This is a genomic window from Sporosarcina sp. P1, from assembly GCF_002743155.1.
In the GTDB taxonomy this organism is placed as follows: domain Bacteria; phylum Bacillota; class Bacilli; order Bacillales_A; family Planococcaceae; genus Sporosarcina; species Sporosarcina ureae_B.
In genome coordinates this window covers 129,811-151,942 of record NZ_PDYS01000002.1, presented here as the reverse complement: position 1 = coordinate 151,942, position 22,132 = coordinate 129,811, and the positions used below count along the sequence as shown (strand labels likewise).

The 22,132-nt window shown below is 41.9% G+C and carries 25 protein-coding genes and 1 riboswitch; of the genes, 3 read left to right on the top strand and 22 right to left on the bottom strand.

Translation table 11 applies throughout. From position 1 onward, the window contains the following. Positions 1–15: 15 nt before the first annotated feature. Positions 16–192, bottom strand: a riboswitch (cobalamin riboswitch). 166 nt (positions 193–358) lie between these two features. The 18 genes from CSV73_RS16425 to CSV73_RS03525 all read right to left on the bottom strand — a co-directional run bounded on the left by CSV73_RS16425 (position 359) and on the right by CSV73_RS03525 (position 15,585). After that, on the bottom strand, positions 359–529 hold the full coding sequence (locus tag CSV73_RS16425; RefSeq protein ID WP_157111241.1) for a hypothetical protein: 171 nt from the start codon (positions 527–529) through the stop codon (positions 359–361). Positions 530–900: 371 nt separating this feature from the next. After that, complete coding sequence (gene mdh / locus CSV73_RS03605; protein ID WP_085132125.1) at positions 901–1,854, bottom strand: malate dehydrogenase; 954 nt, start codon at positions 1,852–1,854, stop codon at positions 901–903. Between the two features lie 60 nt (positions 1,855–1,914). Then, positions 1,915–2,256, bottom strand: a complete 342-nt coding sequence (locus tag CSV73_RS03600; RefSeq protein ID WP_085132126.1) for a BMC domain-containing protein — start codon at positions 2,254–2,256, stop codon at positions 1,915–1,917. Next, positions 2,231–2,536, bottom strand: a complete 306-nt coding sequence (locus CSV73_RS03595; RefSeq protein WP_085132127.1) for a EutN/CcmL family microcompartment protein — start codon at positions 2,534–2,536, stop codon at positions 2,231–2,233. Before CSV73_RS03595 ends, CSV73_RS03600 begins: the two co-directional genes overlap by 26 nt. A 16-nt stretch (positions 2,537–2,552) precedes the next feature. Next, a complete protein-coding gene (pduL, locus tag CSV73_RS03590; RefSeq protein ID WP_099626674.1) occupies positions 2,553–3,425 on the bottom strand; it encodes a phosphate propanoyltransferase in 873 nt (290 codons plus the stop codon). A 33-nt stretch (positions 3,426–3,458) separates the two neighbouring features. Further along, positions 3,459–3,743, bottom strand: a complete 285-nt coding sequence (locus CSV73_RS03585; protein ID WP_085132129.1) for a BMC domain-containing protein — start codon at positions 3,741–3,743, stop codon at positions 3,459–3,461. Between the two features lie 23 nt (positions 3,744–3,766). Further along, positions 3,767–5,236, bottom strand: a complete 1,470-nt coding sequence (locus tag CSV73_RS03580) for an aldehyde dehydrogenase family protein (protein ID WP_233191750.1) — start codon at positions 5,234–5,236, stop codon at positions 3,767–3,769. Between the two features lie 73 nt (positions 5,237–5,309). After that, positions 5,310–5,954, bottom strand: a complete 645-nt coding sequence (gene eutL, locus CSV73_RS03575) for an ethanolamine utilization microcompartment protein EutL (protein ID WP_233202835.1) — start codon at positions 5,952–5,954, stop codon at positions 5,310–5,312. Between the two features lie 16 nt (positions 5,955–5,970). Then, positions 5,971–6,966, bottom strand: coding sequence for an ethanolamine ammonia-lyase subunit EutC (gene eutC, locus CSV73_RS03570; protein WP_369802567.1), 996 nt, complete (start codon positions 6,964–6,966; stop codon positions 5,971–5,973). A 7-nt stretch (positions 6,967–6,973) separates the two neighbouring features. Then, a complete protein-coding gene (locus tag CSV73_RS03565; RefSeq protein ID WP_085132133.1) occupies positions 6,974–8,338 on the bottom strand; it encodes an ethanolamine ammonia-lyase subunit EutB in 1,365 nt (454 codons plus the stop codon). A 14-nt stretch (positions 8,339–8,352) separates the two neighbouring features. Continuing rightward, positions 8,353–9,798, bottom strand: coding sequence for an ethanolamine ammonia-lyase reactivating factor EutA (locus CSV73_RS03560; protein ID WP_099626671.1), 1,446 nt, complete (start codon positions 9,796–9,798; stop codon positions 8,353–8,355). A gap of 163 nt (positions 9,799–9,961) precedes the next feature. After that, on the bottom strand, positions 9,962–10,459 hold the full coding sequence (locus CSV73_RS03555) for a EutP/PduV family microcompartment system protein (protein WP_085132135.1): 498 nt from the start codon (positions 10,457–10,459) through the stop codon (positions 9,962–9,964). A gap of 12 nt (positions 10,460–10,471) precedes the next feature. Continuing rightward, entirely contained in the window at positions 10,472–10,813 is a 342-nt protein-coding gene (eutS, locus tag CSV73_RS03550) for an ethanolamine utilization microcompartment protein EutS (RefSeq protein ID WP_085132136.1), read from the bottom strand. A gap of 22 nt (positions 10,814–10,835) precedes the next feature. Next, positions 10,836–12,104: an ethanolamine utilization protein EutH gene (gene eutH / locus CSV73_RS03545; protein WP_085132137.1), complete on the bottom strand. Its 1,269-nt coding sequence runs from the start codon at positions 12,102–12,104 to the stop codon at positions 10,836–10,838. Between the two features lie 160 nt (positions 12,105–12,264). Further along, positions 12,265–12,834, bottom strand: coding sequence for an ANTAR domain-containing response regulator (locus CSV73_RS03540; protein ID WP_085132138.1), 570 nt, complete (start codon positions 12,832–12,834; stop codon positions 12,265–12,267). After that, on the bottom strand, positions 12,827–14,257 hold the full coding sequence (locus CSV73_RS03535; RefSeq protein WP_099626670.1) for a sensor histidine kinase: 1,431 nt from the start codon (positions 14,255–14,257) through the stop codon (positions 12,827–12,829). The genes CSV73_RS03540 and CSV73_RS03535 overlap by 8 nt, the downstream gene beginning before the upstream one ends. A 63-nt stretch (positions 14,258–14,320) precedes the next feature. After that, positions 14,321–15,307 (bottom strand): alpha/beta hydrolase, encoded by a 987-nt coding sequence (locus tag CSV73_RS03530; RefSeq protein WP_199092929.1) that lies wholly within the window; start codon positions 15,305–15,307, stop codon positions 14,321–14,323. A gap of 143 nt (positions 15,308–15,450) precedes the next feature. Then, positions 15,451–15,585: a YfhE family protein gene (locus tag CSV73_RS03525; protein ID WP_085132148.1), complete on the bottom strand. Its 135-nt coding sequence runs from the start codon at positions 15,583–15,585 to the stop codon at positions 15,451–15,453. A 130-nt stretch (positions 15,586–15,715) separates the two neighbouring features. On the opposite strand from CSV73_RS03525, the gene CSV73_RS03520 reads away from it, so the two are divergent. After that, positions 15,716–16,105: an OsmC family protein gene (locus CSV73_RS03520; RefSeq protein ID WP_085132149.1), complete on the top strand. Its 390-nt coding sequence runs from the start codon at positions 15,716–15,718 to the stop codon at positions 16,103–16,105. Between the two features lie 116 nt (positions 16,106–16,221). Further along, positions 16,222–17,577, top strand: coding sequence for an S-layer homology domain-containing protein (locus CSV73_RS03515; protein ID WP_099626668.1), 1,356 nt, complete (start codon positions 16,222–16,224; stop codon positions 17,575–17,577). A 41-nt stretch (positions 17,578–17,618) separates the two neighbouring features. Here CSV73_RS03515 and CSV73_RS03510 read toward each other — a convergent pair whose 3' ends face one another. The 3 genes from CSV73_RS03510 to CSV73_RS03500 all read right to left on the bottom strand — a co-directional run bounded on the left by CSV73_RS03510 (position 17,619) and on the right by CSV73_RS03500 (position 19,763). Continuing rightward, complete coding sequence (locus tag CSV73_RS03510; protein WP_099626667.1) at positions 17,619–17,984, bottom strand: hypothetical protein; 366 nt, start codon at positions 17,982–17,984, stop codon at positions 17,619–17,621. Between the two features lie 153 nt (positions 17,985–18,137). Next, complete coding sequence (locus CSV73_RS03505) at positions 18,138–19,295, bottom strand: PstS family phosphate ABC transporter substrate-binding protein (protein ID WP_085132152.1); 1,158 nt, start codon at positions 19,293–19,295, stop codon at positions 18,138–18,140. 15 nt (positions 19,296–19,310) lie between these two features. After that, on the bottom strand, positions 19,311–19,763 hold the full coding sequence (locus CSV73_RS03500) for a helix-turn-helix transcriptional regulator (protein WP_085132153.1): 453 nt from the start codon (positions 19,761–19,763) through the stop codon (positions 19,311–19,313). 172 nt (positions 19,764–19,935) lie between these two features. Between CSV73_RS03500 and CSV73_RS03495 the strand changes: the two genes are divergently transcribed. Further along, positions 19,936–21,258 carry a sodium-dependent transporter gene (locus tag CSV73_RS03495; protein ID WP_085132154.1) on the top strand — a complete coding sequence of 441 codons (1,323 nt, stop codon included), beginning with the start codon at positions 19,936–19,938 and terminating at the stop codon, positions 21,256–21,258. 372 nt (positions 21,259–21,630) lie between these two features. Here CSV73_RS03495 and CSV73_RS03490 read toward each other — a convergent pair whose 3' ends face one another. Beyond that, complete coding sequence (locus tag CSV73_RS03490; RefSeq protein ID WP_099626666.1) at positions 21,631–22,110, bottom strand: GAF domain-containing protein; 480 nt, start codon at positions 22,108–22,110, stop codon at positions 21,631–21,633. Positions 22,111–22,132 lie beyond the last annotated feature (22 nt).

The window sequence follows — 22,132 nt, the reverse complement described above, 5'->3', positions numbered from 1 at the left end:
CCCCCGAAGAAAGTGTCGCTTTGACGATACGTGGCAGGTCTCCTGGCTTCACTTCATCCTTCCGCTAATGCCTTCCCATGTCTCCATAGTGGCTAATTTTAGCGGTCGTCCGTGTGTACAGTTGCGGGGACAGCTCCGGTTTACGGATTCCCTTTTACACCTTGATAGGTACCAGCGTATCGTGCAAACTCATATATTTGATTGATTTCATTTTATCATGGATAACATAGAGGGTGGTAGCGTTTGTTTTTATTAAGGAAGTCCACATAAACAAATAGGGTGCCTATGCACTAAACTACTGTGAAAACATCCACAATCGTTTTTTGCTAGGCACCCTGTATCGAGTTTTCTTCATTACTTACATGAGTTGTTGTTCGCATAGACAGCCGCAATCCGCCAATCCTTGAACGTATGCCTCTTGCCATGTGATCCCATGGATGAAACCATTCTCCGAGTAACCTGTGATCAAATAGAATGTTTCGTTCTGCTCTGGTAGTGATGAATTGTTCTGATAGTCGTTGTTCTTCATAAGAATTACCTCCTGGATTTTATATTTTTCATAGTATATGCCTTATCGGGGAATAAAAGAACATTTTTTCGCTCTTATTGATAAAAGGCTATTTGATAGCGCTTACATTTTAGAAGCGAAGGAAATAAGTTCTTTATATATTTCCGAGTAAGTTTACTAAAGGCATATTTTATATTTCAGTGAATTCTGTTTATTGTATCATTCAAATAAATAAAAGTAAATATAAAAGTTATCATTTCGAATGAAGTTTTACGTTTTTTTGAAGAGAACCTATGACTTCTGTATCATTCCATTATAAAACACGGTCTGTAAAATTCTTTCCATACAAAAAATCTCCCTAAGTCCTCTTTACGACTTAGAGAGATCAGTAGTTATAAGGACATTTGCTTTTCGCAAATGTCGATGACTGCTCTGACAGAGTCAGCTGACTGATCAAGTGCTGTTTGTTCTTCCTTTGTTAACGGAAGTTCAATCACACTTTCGATACCATTGCCCCCGAGAACAGTGGGTACGCCTAAGTAAATATTTTGATATCCATATTCACCCTCTAAATAAGCGATGGACGGCAAAATTCGTTTCTTATCTTTAATAATTGCCTCAGCCATCTCTACTAAAGCCGCAGCGGGTGCGTAATAAGCGCTACCATTACCTAGTAGTGAGACAATTTCACCGCCGCCTTTTCGAGTACGCTCCACAATGGCTTCTAGCCGTTCATTCGATATGATTTTATCCAACGGAATGCCGCCGGCGTAAGAGTAACGCACAAGTGGCACCATATCATCTCCGTGTCCGCCAAGTACAAAGCCCGAAATATCCTCTACAGAAATATTCAATTCTTCGGAAATGAACGTATTGAAACGTGCAGTATCAAGCACACCTGATTGTCCAATTACACGATTTTTAGGAAATCCAGTTGTTTTATAACATACATATGTCATCGCATCTACCGGATTACTTAAAATCAGCACGGTGCTGTCTGGGGCATGACGCTTCACTTGCTCGGAAACGGAACGCATAATCTTCGCATTGGTTGCAACTAAATCATCGCGACTCATACCTGGTTTACGCGCAACACCCGCAGTAATGATAACCATTGCTGCACCTTCAATATCCTCGTAATTAGATGTACCTGTAATGCGAGAATTAAATTGTTGTACAGGACTCGTTTGAAGAAGATCTAGTGCTTTACCTTTGGTTGGATTAGAGAGATCCGGTATATCGACTAATACGATGTCACCTAGTTCTCTCTGCGCTGCCATCAATGCTACGGTTGAACCGGTATGACCAGCTCCAATGACTGCAATTTTATGTCGTTTGAAAGCCATGGAAACCACTCCTTTCTATAGATTTCACTATGAGTAATACGCTTATAGCACATGTATGCCTCAGTCTTTCTTCGGCGCCTTCTTCACTTCTGCCAGTTTCTTTACTTGTGGAATTTCTGAAGTAGTCGGCACTAGGGGTTTCACCATGCCATATACTGAATCATCGGGACGCGGTATTACATGCGCGCCTAGTAATTCACCTACACGCGCTGCTGCGTCGCGACCTGCATCAACAGCTGCCTGAACTGCTCCAACGTCACCTTGAACGATGACCGTAACGATTCCGCCATCCACCATCTCCTGTGATACTAACTCTACATTGGATGCTTTCACCATGGCGTCCGCCGCTTCAATCGATCCAATCAATCCTTTTGTCTCAATCATTCCGATCGCTTGACTCATGTATATCACCTCTTTTCACTTCTGTTGAATCGATAATACCAATAATGACCGCGTCGATTGGGATCGGGTTTTCTTTCGGTAAAATAAAGCGTGAAGAACCGCCACTCGTAATGAGTACTTCATCACCAACCCCTGCTCCAATCCGATCTGCCGCGACCATATGCGACTGTATACTATTGCCGTGTGCATCAATCGGCTGGACGATTAACAGCTTAAGTCCTGATAATCCATCCTCTTTACGGGTTGCCCATACATTACCAATCACTCTACCCATTCGCATGCGTAATCACCTTTTTCTACTTTCTACTAGATATCGTTTTACCGAGTTCACGTGCTGTATCTCTTGCTAGTGCCGTCACAATTGTGCCTTTATTAATAACAATTTCCTTTTCTGAAATCTCGGACACGTCTTCAGCCGACAAAAGCTTTTTTGTGAATTCAAATGTCACTGGAGCATTTACTGGAGTAGTCGTCGTCACCGTTTTCATCATCGTTTGTACAGGTACCGTTTCTTTTGCGTCATCCGATTTCACTAGACGACCAATCGACCCCTGTGAAATGAAACCTGCATTTGCTTCATCGGTATCAATATGCATTTCAAGACGATATCGCTCATTCACTCGAATGCGTACATTGCGGAATGAAATAGATCTCATTCCGTCCGCTTCCACTGTGACATATTCCCCGTCTTCCACGCCAAAGCGCGTAGCATCAGTGGGCGCCATATGGATATGTGCCTGTGCAATAATAAGACCTTGGTTTATATGCACACTACCTTTTGGTCCAATTAATGTAATCGGTGCTGATCCTTCAATATTGCCGGATTCCCGAAGTGGGGGCTTGACGCCGAGCTTCATAGCATCCGTAAAGCTGACCTCAACTTGGGTCGCTTTTCGGACAGGCCCTAAAATACGCACACGTTCAATGCTGCTTTTAGGTCCTGCAATCATCACCGTTTCATTGGCGGCGAATTGGCCCGGCTGTGAAAGCTCGGACCGCTGTGTCAATTCATACCCTGTGCCAAACAATACTTCCACATGTTCAGGCTGTAAATGTACGTGACGGGCGGAAACTGCAATAGGAACCGCTCGTTCCGGCAATTGAACGGGAGCTTTCCCTAATTGTCCAAGAATTTCTCCGACAATTTGTTCAATCAATTGCTGATTCATTTAGTTCACGCCTTTCTACTATGTCAGCAGTGATTATTCGCTTTTTGGTAACATCATTTCTAGTTCATTATGTGGTCTTGGAATTACGTGAACAGAAAGCAATTCACCTACACGTTGTGCTGAAGCAGCACCTGCGTCTGTTGCCGCTTTTACTGCGCCTACATCACCGCGTACCATAACTGTTACGATTCCGCCGCCAACATGTACTTTACCTACTAAGTTTACGCTTGCTGCTTTCACCATTGCGTCTGCTGCCTCGATTGCACCGATTAATCCTTTAGTTTCTACCATTCCTAATGCTGTACCTTCTCTGTTCATAATTGTTTCCTCCTAATAGTGTTTTATTTTGTAAGTTGTTTAACGATTTCACTAACTAAGTTCTGTACTAATGCTGGATCGATGTTGTTGTTTGTTGTGGCTGATACATTGTTCATCACACTAGATACGAGCTGGTCATTGGAACTCTCTACAGGCTCTGAGTGCTTCGGCAGTTGTACTTCCTTCGTGCCATATGCCATCCGCTTAATGTTCAACAAGTGCTTAGCTGTGACATTGTCTGATGTAATATTACCGCCAAATGTTCCGCACCCTAATGTGAATGATGGCATTAAACCTGTCGTACCACCAACTGCTCCAATAGAAGACATGGTATTGACCAAAATACGGGATACTGGCATTTCCATAGCGAATTCACGAGCTACTGCATCGATTTCGGTATGTAGTGCCAAGCTATGTCCACGCCCGCCAAGATTTAGCAAGTCGAGGCACACTTCTTTCGAGTGCTTCACACCATCCACGACATACATAGCGAAAATCGGTGATAATTTCTCCAATGAAAACGGTACGTCTTTACCAACTTTCGTTTCCATCCCAACAATCAAGCGCGTGCCTTCAGGTAAAGAAATGCCTGCCATTTTCGCGATGAACTGTGGGCTCTTACCGACCACTTTCGGATTCACCTTACCGGGTACCGGTGAGATGATACCTTCCATAATCTTTTTCTCATCATCCGATAAAATATACGCGCCGTTTTTCTTCAACTCACGCGTAACGAGATCCACGACGTGCTTATCGACAACAATGGCTTGCTCGGTTGCACAAATCGTACCGTAGTCAAATGATTTGCTGTCCACAATGTCTTTTACTGCTTTTTCAATCTTTGCGGAACGTTCGATATACACTGGCACATTCCCAGGGCCTACACCGTAAGCCGGCTTACCGGAGCTATATGCCGCTTTGACGAGCGCACTACCGCCTGTTGCAATGATTAGATTAACATCTTTATGCGACATTAATTGCTGTGTAGCTTCCATCGAAGCCAACGTGAGACATTGAATCAAACCTTCCGGTGCACCCGCTGCAACAGCTGCTGCATCACATACTTTTAATGCTTCGTGTGTGCATTCCACTGCGTAAGGGTGAGGGCTAACTACAATGGAATTTCGTGTCTTCAATGAAATCAACGTTTTGAAGAACGCTGTCGATGTTGGGTTGGTTGTCGGGATAATAGCGGCAACTACACCAAACGGAGCAGCGATTTCCAAGACTTTATTCATATGGTCTTCTTTGATGACACCGACTGTTTTCATATCTTTAATACTTTCATATACGTCTCGGGAGCCCACTTCGTTCTTAATTTTCTTATGAGCTGCTACCCCCATACCTGTTTCTTCTACTGCTAGTTGCGCGAGGCGACCGGATTGTTCAAAGGCAGCATCCGCTACGGCTTTGACAATCTTGTCGACTTGTTGCTGAGAATAGCCCATAAATTTCTCTTGTGCTTCTTTTGCAGTTTGGACGGCTGTACGCATTTGTTGCAAAGCTAATAAATCATTATCCACTAATTGGACCAAATTTAACCACTCCTTTCTACATGCTTATCTATCAGTAACTTAACGGATCATCTGCCATCTTCTGTATCGCTTCCCGGAATGCGTCGGCTGCAGCATTGCAAGAAGATTGACTGCCTGTCAACAGGCCACCGCCGAAGTTTGTTTCGGAGGGAGGTGCATAGAGTACACAAAGTGTAACGTCAGCTGCTTTTAAAGCAGCGTCCAAACCGATAACAGCTTCAACAGGCGGTGCAATCAAGTATGCCAATGACTGTCCATCGGATACATTGGCCATGTCAGCCAAATAACTCCCACAACTGGAGATGGTATGCGCATATAACGTATGATTCGGGTTACCGTTGATCGCTTCAAAATACGCTTCGTGCTCTATCGTTATACGAATTGAATCAAGGCCGCTTTTCACTTCTTCCGGTGACGAACCTGCAATGATTCCAATAAACTCTCCCGATAACGGGCCAGAAGAATGAGCTGAACCCGCGTAAAAGCTTTTTGCGTAGACCACTTCCACATCACTATGCTTCGTTGCTGCATCAATTGCTGTATAGCCGACGTCGTCAATTGTCGTCGTTACTATCCCAAGGCTTCGCTGGTTAGACTTCAATCGAAACTTCTCAGCAAGTTCCGGACTGACATTTGATATGACTTGCATCGACAATATATCTGCATAGATTTTCATTTGCCCTCCCCCTTCCTTATCCTTCCTTTTGAACAAGCGATACACCGCTCGCTTCATACTTTAAGATTTTCTGAATAATCGTCCCGAGGAATGCACCCGCCTCGACAGGAGGGATTCCTCCTTTATGGATATTCGAGATGACCATACGATCTGCTTCAATCGTGCCATGTCGAGGTTTGTAGCACATATAAGCACTTAGCGACTCTGCAGAAACAAGACCTGGACGTTCACCGATCAGCATGATGACAACATCAGGTTGCAACAGCTCTCCGATATCATCCATTACGGCAACTCGTCCCTTATCGACATAAAATGTTGTTCCCATATCAATATTCAAGTTGTTAAGTGATTGTTGTAATGACAAGTAGACGTCTTCCAAGTTTTCTTCTATCGCTTTCGCACTCAGTCCGTTTGACGCTACGATTTGTACGACGGGTGATTTCTTACAACGCTCCTGAATTAAAGATCTTGCTTCGTCTGAAAGCTTTCTACCAAGATCCGGGCGTCGAATGTATTCTTCTTTATCTGCCACTTTGGATTGCACTTGGAACAAACCTAGCTGTTCAAGCAAGTTATCCGGTACTTCACCGTAGACTGCGTCAACCGCTGCTGCATGATCCAGTCGGAACTGTAGCCACGTTTTTGTTTTCGGACGTGAGCCTGCGCGCCCAACTCCTACGCGCGCTGGTGTTTTCTTACGATATTCTGCCAGCTTATCTTCTTCAGAAGCTGTTTGTGGTTTTGATTTCGGGTTACCATACGCTGTCGTCGGCTTGGGTTTTACAGTAGAAATATTTCGCTTCGGCTCTTTCGTCGTACTATGGAATGTCACTGCGCCACTAGGCGAATTCCCCACAGTTTCCACTTCCAAATGTCCGATCGGTTGCTGTGAAAATAGTTCTATTTTCTGTTCATTCGTTGACGGTTGTATTTTTTGACTGCTATTTGCGGCCTCCAGTTTTTCCACAACCATTTTTGTGATTTGCTGAATTAATTCTTCATTCAAGTCCATCCACCTCCTATCGATTGAAGAGCGTGAGATCTCCGGCATGTTTGCTCAGCATGCCATTTTCATAAATCCCCATCTTTTCAAGCCATTTCAAGTATTCAGGTGCTGGTGTTTTGCCCATCGTCTGAAGAACAGTCGCCACGTCATGGAAGCTCATGGACTGGTAATTCAACATAACGTCATCACCCATTGGTGCTGCGATGATGAAGTTCACACCTGCCGCTGATAATAAGATACTTAAATCCTCAATGTCATTTTGATCTGCTTTAATATGGTTCGTATAGCAAATATCTACACCCATCGGAAGACCATGAAGCTTGCCCATGAAGTGATCTTCAAGGCCAGCACGGATTACTTGCTTGCTGTTGTACAAGTATTCTGGTCCAATAAATCCGACGACTGTGTTAACGATGTACGGATCATAATGTCGTGCAAATCCGTAGTTACGTGCTTCCATAGTTACTTGATCTACGCCGTAATGCGCTTCAGCCGATAATTCAGATCCTTGTCCTGTTTCAAAATACAACGTTTGAGGACCTGTACCCGTGCCCATTTTCAGTGATAGATCTTTCGCTTCTGCAATTAATTCCGCCGAAATACCAAATGAACGGTGAGCTTTTTCTGTTCCCGCGATACTTTGGAAAATCATATCGGCAGGTGCCCCCTGTTCGATTGCTTTCATCTGTGTCGTAACATGTGCGAGTACGCAGTTTTGCGTCGGAATTTCCCATTCATCAATGAAATCTTTCGTTGCATTCAACACACGCTTTACACTTTCCACAGAATCATCTACTGGATTGATTCCAATTACCGCATCACCGATACCGTAAGACAAGCCTTCTTTTAACGAAGTGATGATTCCATCAATATTGTCTGTCGGATGATTCGGTTGCAGACGGGAAGACAATGTACCTTTTTGACCGATTGTAATATTACATGTTGATAAGATTTCAATTTTATTAGCCGCGTGCACTAAGTCGAGATTAGACATTAGCTTTGTGACGGCTGCGATGACTTCCGAAGTCAATCCACGGCTGAGACGCTTTAATTCGCGGTCGCCTACTTCATTACTCAAAATGTATTCACGCAGCTCTGCGATGCTCCAGTTCTGGATTTCACCATAGACCTTCTCGTTAATATCATTTTCAATAATTAGTGAGACTTCATCACTTTCAATTGGAATCAGTGGATTGTTACGGATATCGCTTACAAGCAACTCACTGACGACTGTTTTGGCAGCGATTCGTTCTTGCACGGTTTCCGCCGCAATTCCTGCGAGACGATCTCCAGATTTCTCTTCATTCGCTTTTGCTAGCACTTCTTTTAGGTCATGGAACACATATCGTTCGCCGCCTAATGTAGTGGATAAATTCACGTACAAGACCTCCTTTACGTTGTATGGAAAGTTAAGGTTTTCACGACGACCGGCACGACGCCTGAAGTGAGCGCATTGCCGATATCGATGTAATCGCCTGTTTCCACATTGATTTGATCTATACAAATAATACTTTGTTTCACGTGTAACGCTGCCAGTGTTTGGCCAATCACTTTGGCATGATCTGATTGAATGACCAATATAATCGGTTGTTCAGGTCGCGGCCTCTCGTTCATGATCTGAACAATTGCACTGGCCAGTTTCTGCACATCGCGAAATCCGAGATAGGGAAGATTGGATAGATAAAGTGCGAAGTTTTGCCCTTCTTTTGCTGAGTCGTATAAAGTAACTGCCTGCTGAACCGCATCTTCGAACTGGGATAATCCTGTCTCAAGATTTTCTTCAAAGTCGTATTGATAAATAGGGATGTTCTTTAATGGCAACTCATGTGGTGCAACCTGTATGGTAGCCCCGCTAATTTCAGTAGTCTGTGTTCCAGCTCCCAACACAGTAGCCCTCACAGTTTCCACTGGCTCCTGCCAAGTAAAGTGTTGCAACGATGTATTTTGTAGCAGCGCTTCCGCGAGTTGAATTCCCATATCATCGTACTTCGCTTCTTGGACTTCTTCAGTAGTGTGATGATACATACATTCGGATATACCACCTGAAAAGACGATCGTATCGACCGGCTGCAGCCAGTTCGGTTCATGACCGAGCAGCAGCACTTGATCTTGAGCATGAACTTCTTTTTTCAAAATACGTGCCATCGCTTCTGCCATATAAGTCGTTACAAAAGTTACTGCTGATGCATTTTGTGGATCTCCAACTTGTAACGTATAGCCTTGGTCTTGCAATAACCGTTCGACAGGCGGTGAAATTGTACGGACTTTTCCGTGTTCAAATTCGATCAAGCGACCGCCAATATGCATCGTACATGTGCCAAGCAGTTGCTTGTCTTGGAACACTGCAATATTTGCCGTTCCGCCGCCAATGTCTATATTGGCGATTACTTGCCCACTTTTTCCAGACAATTCATAGCTGCCTGATCCTTTTGCTGCAATGATGCCTTCTAAGTCAGGGCCTGCCGTTGCTACGAGGAAATCACCTGCTTCTTCAGATAAAAGATGCAACATTTCACTGGCATTTCGCTTGGTAGCGGTTTCACCGGTAATAATAACAGCTCCTGTTTCGATCTGAGAAGGCTGAATTTCGGCTTTTTCATATTCTCTGCGTATAATCTCTTGGACACCTGCTACATCAATCGTCACTGCATCTTGTAATGGCGTTCGGAATACCGGACTTTTATAAAGTATTTCTTTGTCTGTAATTTCTATTCTTGGCACATGTGTTGCGCCCGCCACATTACGTAGGGAAAATCGACTGATAATCAGTTTCGTCGTGCTTGTGCCAATATCAATTCCTGCACTAATAATGGTTTCGTGCTTATTGAAATTGCTCACGCCCACACTCCTTTCTGATTACTTATTGTCCTCCACTTTTGATATAAAAAAGACGCCTTTACAAACCCATGGATTTTCCCACGGGATGTAAAGGCGCCTTTGCCGTTTTTATTCACTTGTATGAAATTTACTATATCAAATTCCTACTTACCTGTAAAGAATATTAGCCGAGAAAGATCAAGTGCTGGTCAGCTTTTGACTCTGCGTAATGTCGCATCGCTTGAAGGTCGTTAAGCTTTGTCAATTCCTTAAGATGTTCGATGCCCATGCCCGTTTTAGAAGAAACCATAACGATAGGCCCTTCGTTCATGACAGTCTTTAACATGCCAAGTGAACGATCTATATCCGCATCCGGAAGGTCGCATTTGGTGATCACTCCAATGGGTAGTTTCGGGATGCCCATGCTGAAACCTGGCGGGAAAATAAGCTTCTCACTCGTTGCGTCTTGCAAATACAATACGTGCGTTACTTCAAGCGCGGTAGCCATAATATTTTTGTAGAACATTGGATTTTCTGTGTACTCGCCCGGAGTATCAACAATCCAATCATAATAACTGAGCGTTTGCGTTTTGAAAGCTTCTACTTCTCGGCCCAATAAGGCATTTGTCAATGTAGACTTTCCCGCCCGTACCGCACCGATCAGCATCGCCTTGTTTCGCATCGTCCTCACTCCTTATGATTTTGTAATTTCAGCTGGCGTATACTTTAACTTCTCCGATAAAAAGCGATTTATCTCTAGCATAGCCATCTCTACTTCCGAAACACTACCTACAACGACAAGACTACCGGTAAATCGATCGAGGAATCCAATGCGAACATTCGCTGCTTTCGTAGCCAAGTCACCTGCAATAATTACCGTTTCACTCGGTGTGCAAGTGAGGATACCTAAGGCACCGGCCTCTTGGATGCCTAACTTCTGAAACATATCAGGATCGGGATTAGCAATCAAATGACTGAGTGTAATCTGTTTTCCTGGAACAAATTCCTGTATAAATCTTTTCTTTTCTTCGCTCATTATACACACACCCTATATAGTTTTATACTTTAGTAGCAGAAGCTTCTGGTTCAATGTTTTCAGTATCGTACTCACCTTTTTTAATAATTCCAGCTTCACGATCTTGCTTCTCTAGCTTTAATGCTGTTGGTACAGATAGCTTGTACGCAATAATAATTGCAATGATTCCTGCACTTAATTTACCTAGTATAACCGGTAAAATAATATTTGGCTGGAAATTCGCTGTGAACGATAAATGATCGCCCAACAAGAATGCAGCACAGACCGCGAACGCGATATTAATAACTTTATCTTTTGGCCTCATATAACGAACCAATGAGAACATCGCTAAGATATTTGCGACGGTTGCAAGTAGACCAGCGCTACCTTCAGGTGAAAGCCCAATTTTCTTCCCCGCAGATTCTAAAGGTCTTCCCATATACTTCCGAATCAAATAAATCATTGGGAATGCACCCGCTAGCATGATACCAATGTACCCCGCCGTTTCAAGTGCACGGAACTGGTCTGCTTTATCTGCCATAATGGGATCGAAGCCCCAAACACCAAAGATTTTAGTGAAAATGCCTGTAAATATTTCAACAATAGAGAACACTAACACTAGTTTAATAGCAGCGTCCATCACGCGGCCAAAAATCATAAACCCGTTAATCATCATACGCGGGAAGAACTTCAGTCCGACTGCAATCAACACAACAAATATTAATAATGGCAATAAATTTATAAAGATCTGTAAATAACTAATTGCAAACTCATAATTGGATGTAGCAGTCGTGCTAATTACATCACGCACATCAGTGTTAAATAACACTACTAAAACAGATGCGATAAAAGCACCTATTGGAATCGTTAATACACCTGACATGATACCAAGCGCCATATATTTATGGTCACGCTTATCTAGCATCGCAAGTCCCATTGGAATAGAGAATACAATGGTTGCACCAGACATAAAACCGACGATTAACGCCATAATCCATCCTTCATTTGTTACTTTCAAAGCTTCTGCTAACTGATATCCGCCCATATCTGAAGCCAAAATCGTCGTTGCTGCAATAGCTGGATCTGCTCCTATTGAGTTAAAAATGGGACCGATAAATTTACTGATGAACCACGTTAAGTATGGTATGGACGCCATAATTCCCGCCGCAGGAACGAAGATATGTCCTACTGCGTGTAATCCAGACATGAATTCCTTACCTAATCCTTCTTCCGGATTTTTGATTGAAGCAAATGCCCCTGCAACTGCACAGGCCATGATGATATACACAATCACCGTGCCGATCATTTCCATCTGAGTTTCCCCCTCTTACTGTCATATTGTGTAGTCTTTTACTTAATCCTAGTCTAAAAAACACCGCCCTCTTATCACTATTCGAGTGTTATTCGCGAAAAAAGAAGACAAAAAGACGCTTAAAGAATGTATCTCTTTAAGCGTCTTTGCTTAGATCTATTTACTTGTGCGAATCAATAATTTCCATGGCAAGTGACTCCATTGTCATTTGCCGAGACATACTCGTATCACGCATTCTTTTAAAAGCTTGTTGCTCGGTTAATTGCTCCATGTTCATCAGAATACCTTTTGCCCGCTCTATGACTTTTCGCTTTTCCACTTCTTGCTTAGCCTGCTGAACATCTTTCTTCAGCCGTTTTGCTTTGTCTGATTGGTGAAGAGCTACTTCGATTGCCGGTATTAAATTGGATTCAGATATAGGTTTGACCAAATAGCCAACTATATTGTCTTGTTGTGCTTTTTCTACGAATTCCTTTTGGCTGTACGCGGTGATAATGAGAATAGGTATATCCAGTTGTTCTCCAATGATCCGGCTCGCTTTCAGACCGTTCATCTTCGGCATTTTGATATCCATCAAAATCAAATCCGGTTTATGCAAGAAGGCTAGCTCGATCGCCCTGTCCCCATCGCCTGCTTCCCCAACTACTTCATAGCCATGGTCTTGCAAGGTCATTTTCAGGTCCATGCGAATGATGGATTCGTCTTCCGCAATCAAGATTCGTTTACTCATCAAAAATTTCCACCTCCGCACCCACTGGAAAATTAACTACTGCATGAGTTCCGATCTCCCGGGGCACATATAGAAACTCACCATTCAAGTCATTGGTAACCAAATTGTGAATGATTTCCGTACCAAGAGATGTTTGCGGATTCTTCATTCCAACGCCGTTGTCGGACACATGAATCTCTACAAAATCATTTTCCACGGTAAATTCCACATCAATAATCCCCTCTTCTTTGCCTTGAAATGCATGTTTTAAAGAGTTTTGTATAAGCTCATTGACGATAAGCGCGATTGAAACCGCTTTCTTAGAGGTTGTTACTATTTTATTGTTATTCGGCTCAATAATCAAGTCTACTTTCAAATTATATTCATTCAGCACCATAGTTGAGCATATTTTTCTTGTCAAATTTATGATATTTACATCATCGTCATCTGCATGTTCTTTAGTGAGGATAATTTCATAAACAGACGAAATACTGTATATACGATTAAGTGTTTCTTCAAATGAAGAGCGACTTTCGGCCGGCATACCTTTACGCATTTGCAGCCTTATCAAGCTTGCAACTGTTTGCAGATTATTTTTTACACGATGATGTATTTCTTTTATCACGACTGACTTCATCATCAATTCTTTTTCCTTTGTACGAAGTTCGGTAATATCTTGTATAATCAATAACGTTTCTTGAGATTTATTTTTTTCACGCATTCTTATCTTTTTCACTATTAAGTTTTTCCGCTGGATTGTTAGTTCAAAAACAAACACATCATCTTCCTGCTCATAAACCGTCCTCAAAAAAGGTAATAATTCTAATAAATCACGGTTAAGCACATCATCTTTCTCACTCATTTCAGAAATGAGTCTTAACCCTGAAGGATTCGCGTATACTAACCGATTACTTTCATCTGTCAAAATGAGCATTTCCATCAATAAGTCCGAAACTACACCCAGTCCCGAATTTGTCATCTGATCTTCCGCGGTTTCTGTAACTACCGAAAATTTCTGTACATTGCCTGTTGGAGTCGGTGAAACAACCTGCTTCTCTGAAATCAGTACACCAATCACTTGATGGTTTGTATTCTTAATTGGTACCACGGTCTGGTCCACCACGATACCTTCTTGTGTCATCGCCTGTCTTATGATCGACTTTTTTCCGTTGCGATAAGAATAAAATACACCTGGCTCAAAAGATTCAAAAACAATCTTTCCAATAACCGAGTTATTATATAGCGGTGTACTACCGACTGGAAAAGCCTCCGCAACGACTATTGCTTGGTTACTTGGTTTTAATTTGCAATCAATGAACATATATGAATCCGATAAATCAGCGTAAGTCTGCAAACTAAACGCCATTTCCTGAAGAATCTGTACATCTTGATCAGTCAGTTCCGTATGCTGTTTACAAAGTTGCTTCACTGTTTCTTTTACCAATACGTCACGACCTTATAATGAGAAATACTGCTTCCCTTACTTTGTAAAAATAGTATAGGACGGTTAGCGAGATAGGTCAATTGACAGGTTCGATGTCGATAAATGACTCTCAAGAAAATCATCTACCTTTCTCTTATACGCTTCCTGATCCATCACAAACGCTTCCCCGTGATTCGCATCATCTACTAAAAAAATGTCCGCATCACTCTCCGTTACTTCATACAGTTTCTTTGCCATATCTGTCGGGACAAATGTGTCAGCGTTGCCGTGTATATACAGGATGGGTACAGTTGCACGCTGTACAGCACTCAGCGCATCTGCTTCCTTCAACGAATATCCAGCTTTTGCATTTGTCAATAAGTTCATATTATCAAGCAGTGGAAAGGCTGGCAAATGGAACATCCGATTTAATTGATAGGCAAAAAGCTGATACACGGATTGATACGGACTATCTGCAATGATTGCCTTCACTTGATTCGGAAGATTTTCACCACTCGCCATCAATACCGTTGCAGCACCCATAGACAATCCGTGATAGATCACTTGTGTATTAGTACCCGCTTTTTTGGTAAGCAACTTCGTCCAATCTATCAAATCCAAACGATCAGGCCAACCAAATCCATAATAATCTCCACCGCTTTTTCCATGTCCTCTAGCATTTGGCATGAAAATATTATAGCCGAGTTCTTCATAATAAAATTGACCGTACAATCCCATCTGTTTTGCGTGGCCTAAATAACCATGTGTCAAAATCACTAATTTGTCAGTTGGCTGTTTGGCCGGCAAGTAATACCCCATTAACTCTAAACCATCTCTAGAAGTCATCTGCATTTCTTCAAACTCTTGTTTATCAACCCAATCTAACCAGTCTCCATTTAAAAATACATCCATAGTTTCGGCTGATACTTTCAAGTCGGTATTGCTTGTAAGGAAGTCTTTGGGACCACGTTTGATGGCCAAATTATAGAAGAAAAAGCTACCTGCTATCTGAAAGACAATAAAGATCGTAACTAGTAAAACAACGACCTTTTTCCAACTTATTTTTTTCATTTCTATATCCTCGTTCTCTTTGTCTTAGCATTTACTTTTATTATACAGTGAAAGCGTAGAATCCGTTAGGACGATTTCATGAGAAAAACCCCAGTAGTTGGATAACGACTACTGAGGCACACCACATTTACTATTTTTATGTCTTACTTCTTCTTGTTATCTTGCTCGGTAGCCTTATCTGCTCGTTTATACTCTTTGGCGTACAATACTTCCTGTGCGGATGAAAGACCATTATTTTTATCAGTCAATGTTTTGTGCGGCTGCTTATTTTCACTCACGTTTCAACACTCCTTTCAGTCTAATTTCAGTGTTCCACAAATCCTTGAAATTAAACGCAGAAAGATAGTTATCGTTCATTGGGTTTCTTCCTCAAACAACGTATACTAACTGTAAAAGGAGCTGATCCATATGAAATTTTATATGACAGAACACGGATTTGATACCGAAACGGAATTCGGTACATTACACATTTCATCAAATGAAGAAAAAGGGTTTCGTCCCTATCAGCTAATGGTTGCGTCGATCGCTGTTTGTGGTGGTGGCGTCATGCGAAAAGTCCTTGATAAAATGCGTTTGCCAGCAGAAGATATTGCAATTGATGTAAAAGAGGTTGTACGTTCTCAAGACGATGCAAGCCGCCTACTAAAGATCCATCTTCATTTCACTATTATTGGATCAGACGTCACAGAAGAAAAAATGCCACGAGTCATGATGCTGACGGAGAAAAATTGTTCTATGTTGCAATCCGTGATGGGTTGTATCGATGTTGTGAAAACATACGAGATAGGTACAAAGTAAGTTTCAATAATCCGACAAGAGAATTCCTTCTTTTGTCGTTTTTTTTGTTTAAAGATCCTTATTTTCCCATTAAAGTCCTGTATAATTAATAGAATACCTAAAGGAGGTCTACCTATATGAAGAATAAACTAGTCGGGTTGTTAACAGTTTTATTGATTTTTGCAGCAACACCATTTCATGCACAGGCTGCCGCACAATTTTCTGACGTAGACAAGCATTGGGCAAAGAAAGAAATTATGTATTTAGCCGACCGTAATATCATCGGTGGTTTTCCAGATGGTACCTTTAAGCCTAATGATCCCATTACACGGGCGCAAGCGTCTTCTATGTTAATAAAAGCATTGAAAATTCCATTGATAAAAAACCCTACAGTGCAATTCAAGGACGTCTCGAAAAAATCTCCATACTATCAAATTCTCGCAACTGTGAATGAAAAAGGCATCATGCGAGGAGACAATGGTTTCATGCGTCCTGGTGAAGATACTTCACGTGCACATATGGCCGCGATCATTCGTCGTTCATTTAACATACCTGTCGACCATCAAGCAACGTTTGTAGACGTATCACCGACCCATTGGTCATTCCCCGATATTAATGGAATTGCGAAAAAAGGCATTACGGGCGGCTCTGAAGGTAAATATATGCCAGCAGACTCCGTTACACGTTCTCAGTTTGCTACATTTTTAGTACGCGCACTGGATGATTCCATGAAGTTGAAAGACTATCGTTCTTATGTAAGTGTTAAAGGAAAAACGATTGAACAGAACGGTTTTACTTATACCATTGCAAAAGATAAAACTTCTACTAAGCTATTGAAAGAGAGTAAAAAAGCAGGAACACGTTTAACACTCTTGGATAGCTCGACTATGCCAGACAACGGAATCAACCGAGTACTGCTCATGTCCGGTTATCAAATGATTCTATACAATGATGATCTTTTCATTCCGTATTGGAATTTGATCAGTGCAGGAAATAAAATGCCCGCAGGTTATAATCTAGTGAAATTGAATGTAAATGACCGGAGTTACACAATTGGTAGTATTTCAATTGATCAAAAGTTCCGCAATATGTTCATTTGGAACGATCGCATTTACTATACACTTGAAAAGAACAAAGAGCGTGTTTTCGATTCCAAATTCGATCCCACAACTCCACTGGACGATCCGTTAACGCTGTATTCAGTAGCGATGGACGGAAAAAATAAAAAGACATTATTGAACTTCGACGCGCGCGTTATTTTTGATGAAGTCGAAGCTACTTCGAAAACCAACCAAGTAAGTCAAAATAATAAGTCCGTAGCGTTTGATCTTTCTACGATGTATTATTTCAACAAAACAGGTGTCTATAAATATAATCTGTTAGATAAAAAGACAAGCAAGATTTCTACTATTCTTGCGAAAGATATGGAAGTTACCGCTACACAGTTAATCGTGACAGATCAAGCAGGTAAGAAACATACACTTAAGAAATAAGAAGAATGGCATGCCTCTAATTTAGTGGCATGCCATTTTTTCTATCGATCTATAATGAGCTTAGCAATCGTCCGAATCAATAATTGTCCAATGAAAACTGGGATCGCTGTTAGCAAGATGACAACGTCTCGACCAAATGGCTTGAACCATCCACCATCATCTGAGATGAAATTCATAGCCAATATTAGAGAGACTATGGCTATAATTATATTCATTAGTAAGATGTAACGAACCTTTATAATACTAGATAAAATGCCTGTTATCACAATATATAAAATAGATACTACTAATAAGTATGTTGCATCTTCTCGCTTCATATACTGACCGTACTCGTAAAAATGAAATAGGAATGGCGCTGGAATCAGACTCATAACGAGCCATACTATGTTCAAATATCGTTTTACCATTACTTCACCGCTCCAATTAGCTAAGGATAAAAATGCACTGTGTATTCAACATGATTATTGAGCCATTACACACATGACGTGCTCGCAATGACTACAAAAGCGAGCCGTGTAAATATTAGTTATTTCTTTTCCTTCTACTTCATTACCGTTTATTCATGGCTTCTTCACTGGCACATAACCTACTTTTTCCACTAATTCCTGTCCTTGCGGTGAAACCATCCATTCAATGAACTTCTCAACATTCGGATTGTCTGTCCCCGCTGTGATAACATAAAATTCTGTTGCAATTGGGTATTCATCAGTACGGATTGTATCTTTCGTCGGCTCTACACCATTGATTGAGAGTAGCTTGATTTCATCGTTACTTACCATTTCCATTGAGTAATAGCGAAATGTATAGCCAATCGCATTTTTATAATTCCTATACTTGGAGACCTCTGTTATTATTCCACCCATTCCTTCGGGCACATTTTCCTTTGGAGCATCCATAATCGGAATATCCCCCATCAGCCGTTCCAAGCCTGTTTGACTACCACTATCTGCCGGTCGTTGGAATGCACGAATCGGCTCGTTTTTACCACCAACTTCTTCCCAGTTGGTGATTTTCCCTGCATAGATATCTTGAATTTGTTTTAATTCTAGATGATCAATGGGATTTTTTTGATTAACAAAAAAGACAAATGCTTCTCTTCCAACTGGTGTTAAATTCAGCTCAAGCCCTAGTTGTTCCGCTACTTTCATTTGGGCGTCTGAAGGTCCTGCTGCAAAAATTATATCTACCTCGCCAGAAAACAGATTTTCATAAGCGATAGGTGTTGTATTGACCATTACTTCACTATCATACGGATTGTATTCTTTTCTAGGATAGACTGCTTGAACAAAAGCTGCATACAGGGGATATAGTGCGGTAGCACCGTCTATTCTCGGTAAATCATCCTTCAGTTCGAGTGTAGCCGCCTCATCAAGTACGACAAGCTTGGATTCCTGTCCAATTGTAAACGGCTCATAATAACGTACTTCCACTTCGGCATCCACTGTTGAAATACTTTCTTTATATATATGCATTATCGGCCAAACTGCCGCTCCGAGTAGAACTGCTCCTGCCATAATACCGAACAATCGCTTTCGTTGCGGCGTGTTGAAGACATGAAAGATCATCATAACGATCCACACATAAACAATGATCATTGCACTTAGCGCTAACGGAATATAGTGGATCAATCCCATTAACAATAAATACAATAATCCAATTCCCGTGAAAAATAGTAACGCTATCAATAAAAGTACCGCAAATGCTATGGGTGCAATCATATGCGTCCCTCCTTTTTACTTTCCACTCAGTTCCTCCAGCCGATGCCGTGCCTCGTCTTCATCAAACGAACTGTACCAACGATAATGCTCATTATCCAAAATACGGAAATGCTGACTAATTACATTTTGCTGTAAACGAAATTGTCCTTTCATTTCCAAGTCACGCCACCACACTTTACCGCCCATAGATTGATCCATTCGGCGGTCAATACCGTCATGCGCAATGGTTTCCAGTACTTCTAACGGATCACCACCGACAGTAGCTTGCAATACCTCACTTTCACGAAATAAAGCACAGACAGCTATGACAGCTGTCCAACTAGCCGTTGCCCTTGCCTTTTCAATTTGAATCAACGTCTTTTTGGAAAGCCCTAACACATCCGCCATTTTTTGTTGAGAATATTCTTTCTCCAATCGGATTACCCGTAACTTTAATGAAATCAGTTGTACGAATTGTTGTTGATTCACTAGATCACCCCGTGGTTACATTTCACATCTAATGGTGTAATATTACACCAACATTATAGATTAGGCAAATTGTTTTCAAAACTCTCTGTTAACTTCACAACTATCGATTCTTTCTTAAAATTATGATAAGATTTATTAACTTTGTGATTTAGTTAAAGAAACGAGGACTCTTATGAAACAGCGTGAACAATGGACATCCAAGATTGGTTTTATTTTAGCGGCTGCTGGCAGTGCTATCGGTCTAGGTGCAATCTGGAAGTTTCCTTATATGGCCGGAACAAACGGTGGCAGCGTGTTTGTGCTGTTATTTATTATTTGTACATTATTGATCGGTCTACCGATTTTATTGGCTGAGTTTGTTATTGGCCGAAGAGGACAGGCAGATGCCGTGACTTCTTTGAAAAGATTATCAACGAGACGCAATTGGGGATGGGTTGGATGGATGGGACTTGTCTCTTCTTTCATCATCTTATCGTTTTACAGTGTTGTCGGTGGATGGATTTTATCGTATTTGGCGCGAGCCTTTACGTTTAAATTAGGTGGACTGGATTACGGCGAGCTATTCAATGCAACGATTGCGAATCCATGGGAAGTATTATTAGCACAAGCGTTATTTATGGCGTTAACAATCTTTATCGTTCAAAGCGGGATTCGTGGAGGAATTGAACGGGCCAGCCGCTGGATCATGCCTTTGTTATTCTTGTCATTCATTGTGTTGGCGATTCGTTCGCTAACACTAGACGGTGCGATGGAAGGTGTACGTTTCTTATTCGTACCAGATTGGAGTTACTTCAACGGAACTACTTTCTTGGTTGCGTTGGGACAGGCATTCTTCTCACTAAGTGTCGGTGTGACGGCGATGATGACCTATGCTTCCTACCTTTCGAAAGAAGAGAAACTCGGACAGTCCGCGTTTAATGTCTCTATGCTGAACATTGGGATTTCGATCCTAGCGGGACTTGTTATTTTCCCAGCAGTTTTTGCGTTAGGACATTCACCGGAAGCGGGACCAGGACTTATTTTCGTCATCCTGCCAGCTATTTTCAATGAAATTCCATTTGGCGGCGTGTTTTTAATTATTTTCTTTTTCTTGATGCTGTTTGCTACATTGACATCTGCTATAGCGATGCTCGAAATCGTAGTTTCTACAGGTATACGTAAAAAGCATGATAGAAGAAAGCGTGCTTCTTGGGTGTTTGGCGGGCTAATCTTTTTAGTAGGAATTCCAAGTGCCTTATCGTTTGGGTTATTATCTGACGTCAGTATTTTCGGCAACTCCATTTTTGATTTCGCTGATTTGCTGACAAGTAGAATTGCGATGCCGCTCGGGGCATTAGCTGTGTCTTTATTTGCCGGTTTCGTACTGACGAAAGAGGATACAGCGGAAGAGTTAGGGATGCACCCGGCTCTTCACTCTTTGTGGAAAGTACTTGTACGCTATTTCGCACCGATTGCGATCGTCGTCATTTTCTTTACTTGGATTTTAGGCATGTAAAAACCACGCCGGGGATTTTCTCCGGCGTGGTTTTTCATAATATACTCTAATAAATGGTCAGGCAGTGCTGGTCGACATTTCAAGCGGACGCTTTCTCCGAGAGCTCGCGGTGAACCTTTGGGAGTCGACTTGCACTTACAATCTACTCCTGTCGTTTTCTTTAGAAAAGACGCTCATTCTGCCACGTTATCCGCTCAATAAACCCTCATAAGTGCTCTATCTATTTATTTAACCGCTCTATGAACCCCGGTAATTGCTCTATCCTACCAGTTAGGCGCTCTATGCCACTCAGCGACCGCTCTTACCTATCTCCAAAACGGCCTCTACCTGGAACGCAGAGTAACGTCTCTCTCACCTTCAGCTATTCTTCTCTCAAATATGTTTCATTAGCGCTTTTACTACTTGCGTCAATCCCACTAAATCATCTTCCGTAAAGCGATTTAATTCGGGGCTGTCGATGTCGAGCACACCAAATACTTCCCCATCTTTAATCAGCGGTACAACAACTTCGGAACGAGATGCTGCGTCACATGCAATATGGCCTGGGAATGCATTGACATCTGCTACGACCAAGCCCTCTTTCGTCTTCGCCACCGTCCCGCAAACACCTCTACCAAGCGGTATACGGATACAAGCCGGTAATCCCTGGAATGGTCCGAGCACGAGCTCATCACCATCCATCAAGTAAAATCCTACCCAATTGATGCGGTCGAAGAATTGATTAAGTATTGCAGATGCATTGCTTAAGTTTGCGTATACGTTTGGCTCTCCTGACAATAGTGCATCCAACTGTGTTGTTAGTTGCGCGTACTTCTCTTGTAAATTATTGGAATAATCAATGGGTGTGTACATACTAATTCCCTGCTTTCTGTGT

Bases quoted from the DNA above. Each gene is read 5' to 3' on its own strand.
- CSV73_RS03600 (WP_085132126.1), bottom strand. From the start codon at position 2,256: ATGAGTCAAGCGATCGGAATGATTGAGACAAAAGGATTGATTGGATCG.
- CSV73_RS03495 (WP_085132154.1), top strand. From the start codon at position 19,936: ATGAAACAGCGTGAACAATGGACATCCAAGATTGGTTTTATTTTAGCG.
- CSV73_RS03515 (WP_099626668.1), top strand. From the start codon at position 16,222: ATGAAGAATAAACTAGTCGGGTTGTTAACAGTTTTATTGATTTTTGCA.
- CSV73_RS03490 (WP_099626666.1), bottom strand. From the start codon at position 22,110: ATGTACACACCCATTGATTATTCCAATAATTTACAAGAGAAGTACGCG.
- CSV73_RS03530 (WP_199092929.1), bottom strand. From the start codon at position 15,307: ATGAAAAAAATAAGTTGGAAAAAGGTCGTTGTTTTACTAGTTACGATC.
- CSV73_RS03505 (WP_085132152.1), bottom strand. From the start codon at position 19,295: ATGATTGCACCCATAGCATTTGCGGTACTTTTATTGATAGCGTTACTA.
- CSV73_RS03555 (WP_085132135.1), bottom strand. From the start codon at position 10,459: ATGCGAAACAAGGCGATGCTGATCGGTGCGGTACGGGCGGGAAAGTCT.
- mdh (WP_085132125.1), bottom strand. From the start codon at position 1,854: ATGGCTTTCAAACGACATAAAATTGCAGTCATTGGAGCTGGTCATACC.
- CSV73_RS03595 (WP_085132127.1), bottom strand. From the start codon at position 2,536: ATGCGAATGGGTAGAGTGATTGGTAATGTATGGGCAACCCGTAAAGAG.
- CSV73_RS03540 (WP_085132138.1), bottom strand. From the start codon at position 12,834: ATGAGTAAACGAATCTTGATTGCGGAAGACGAATCCATCATTCGCATG.
- CSV73_RS03510 (WP_099626667.1), bottom strand. From the start codon at position 17,984: ATGGTAAAACGATATTTGAACATAGTATGGCTCGTTATGAGTCTGATT.
- eutL (WP_233202835.1), bottom strand. From the start codon at position 5,954: ATGAAAATCTATGCAGATATATTGTCGATGCAAGTCATATCAAATGTC.
- CSV73_RS03520 (WP_085132149.1), top strand. From the start codon at position 15,716: ATGAAATTTTATATGACAGAACACGGATTTGATACCGAAACGGAATTC.
- eutH (WP_085132137.1), bottom strand. From the start codon at position 12,104: ATGGAAATGATCGGCACGGTGATTGTGTATATCATCATGGCCTGTGCA.
- eutC (WP_369802567.1), bottom strand. From the start codon at position 6,966: ATGGACTTGAATGAAGAATTAATTCAGCAAATCACAAAAATGGTTGTG.
- CSV73_RS03585 (WP_085132129.1), bottom strand. From the start codon at position 3,743: ATGAACAGAGAAGGTACAGCATTAGGAATGGTAGAAACTAAAGGATTA.
- CSV73_RS03580 (WP_233191750.1), bottom strand. From the start codon at position 5,236: ATGCGTACAGCCGTCCAAACTGCAAAAGAAGCACAAGAGAAATTTATG.
- pduL (WP_099626674.1), bottom strand. From the start codon at position 3,425: ATGAATCAGCAATTGATTGAACAAATTGTCGGAGAAATTCTTGGACAA.
- CSV73_RS16425 (WP_157111241.1), bottom strand. From the start codon at position 529: ATGAAGAACAACGACTATCAGAACAATTCATCACTACCAGAGCAGAAC.
- eutS (WP_085132136.1), bottom strand. From the start codon at position 10,813: ATGAGCGAAGAAAAGAAAAGATTTATACAGGAATTTGTTCCAGGAAAA.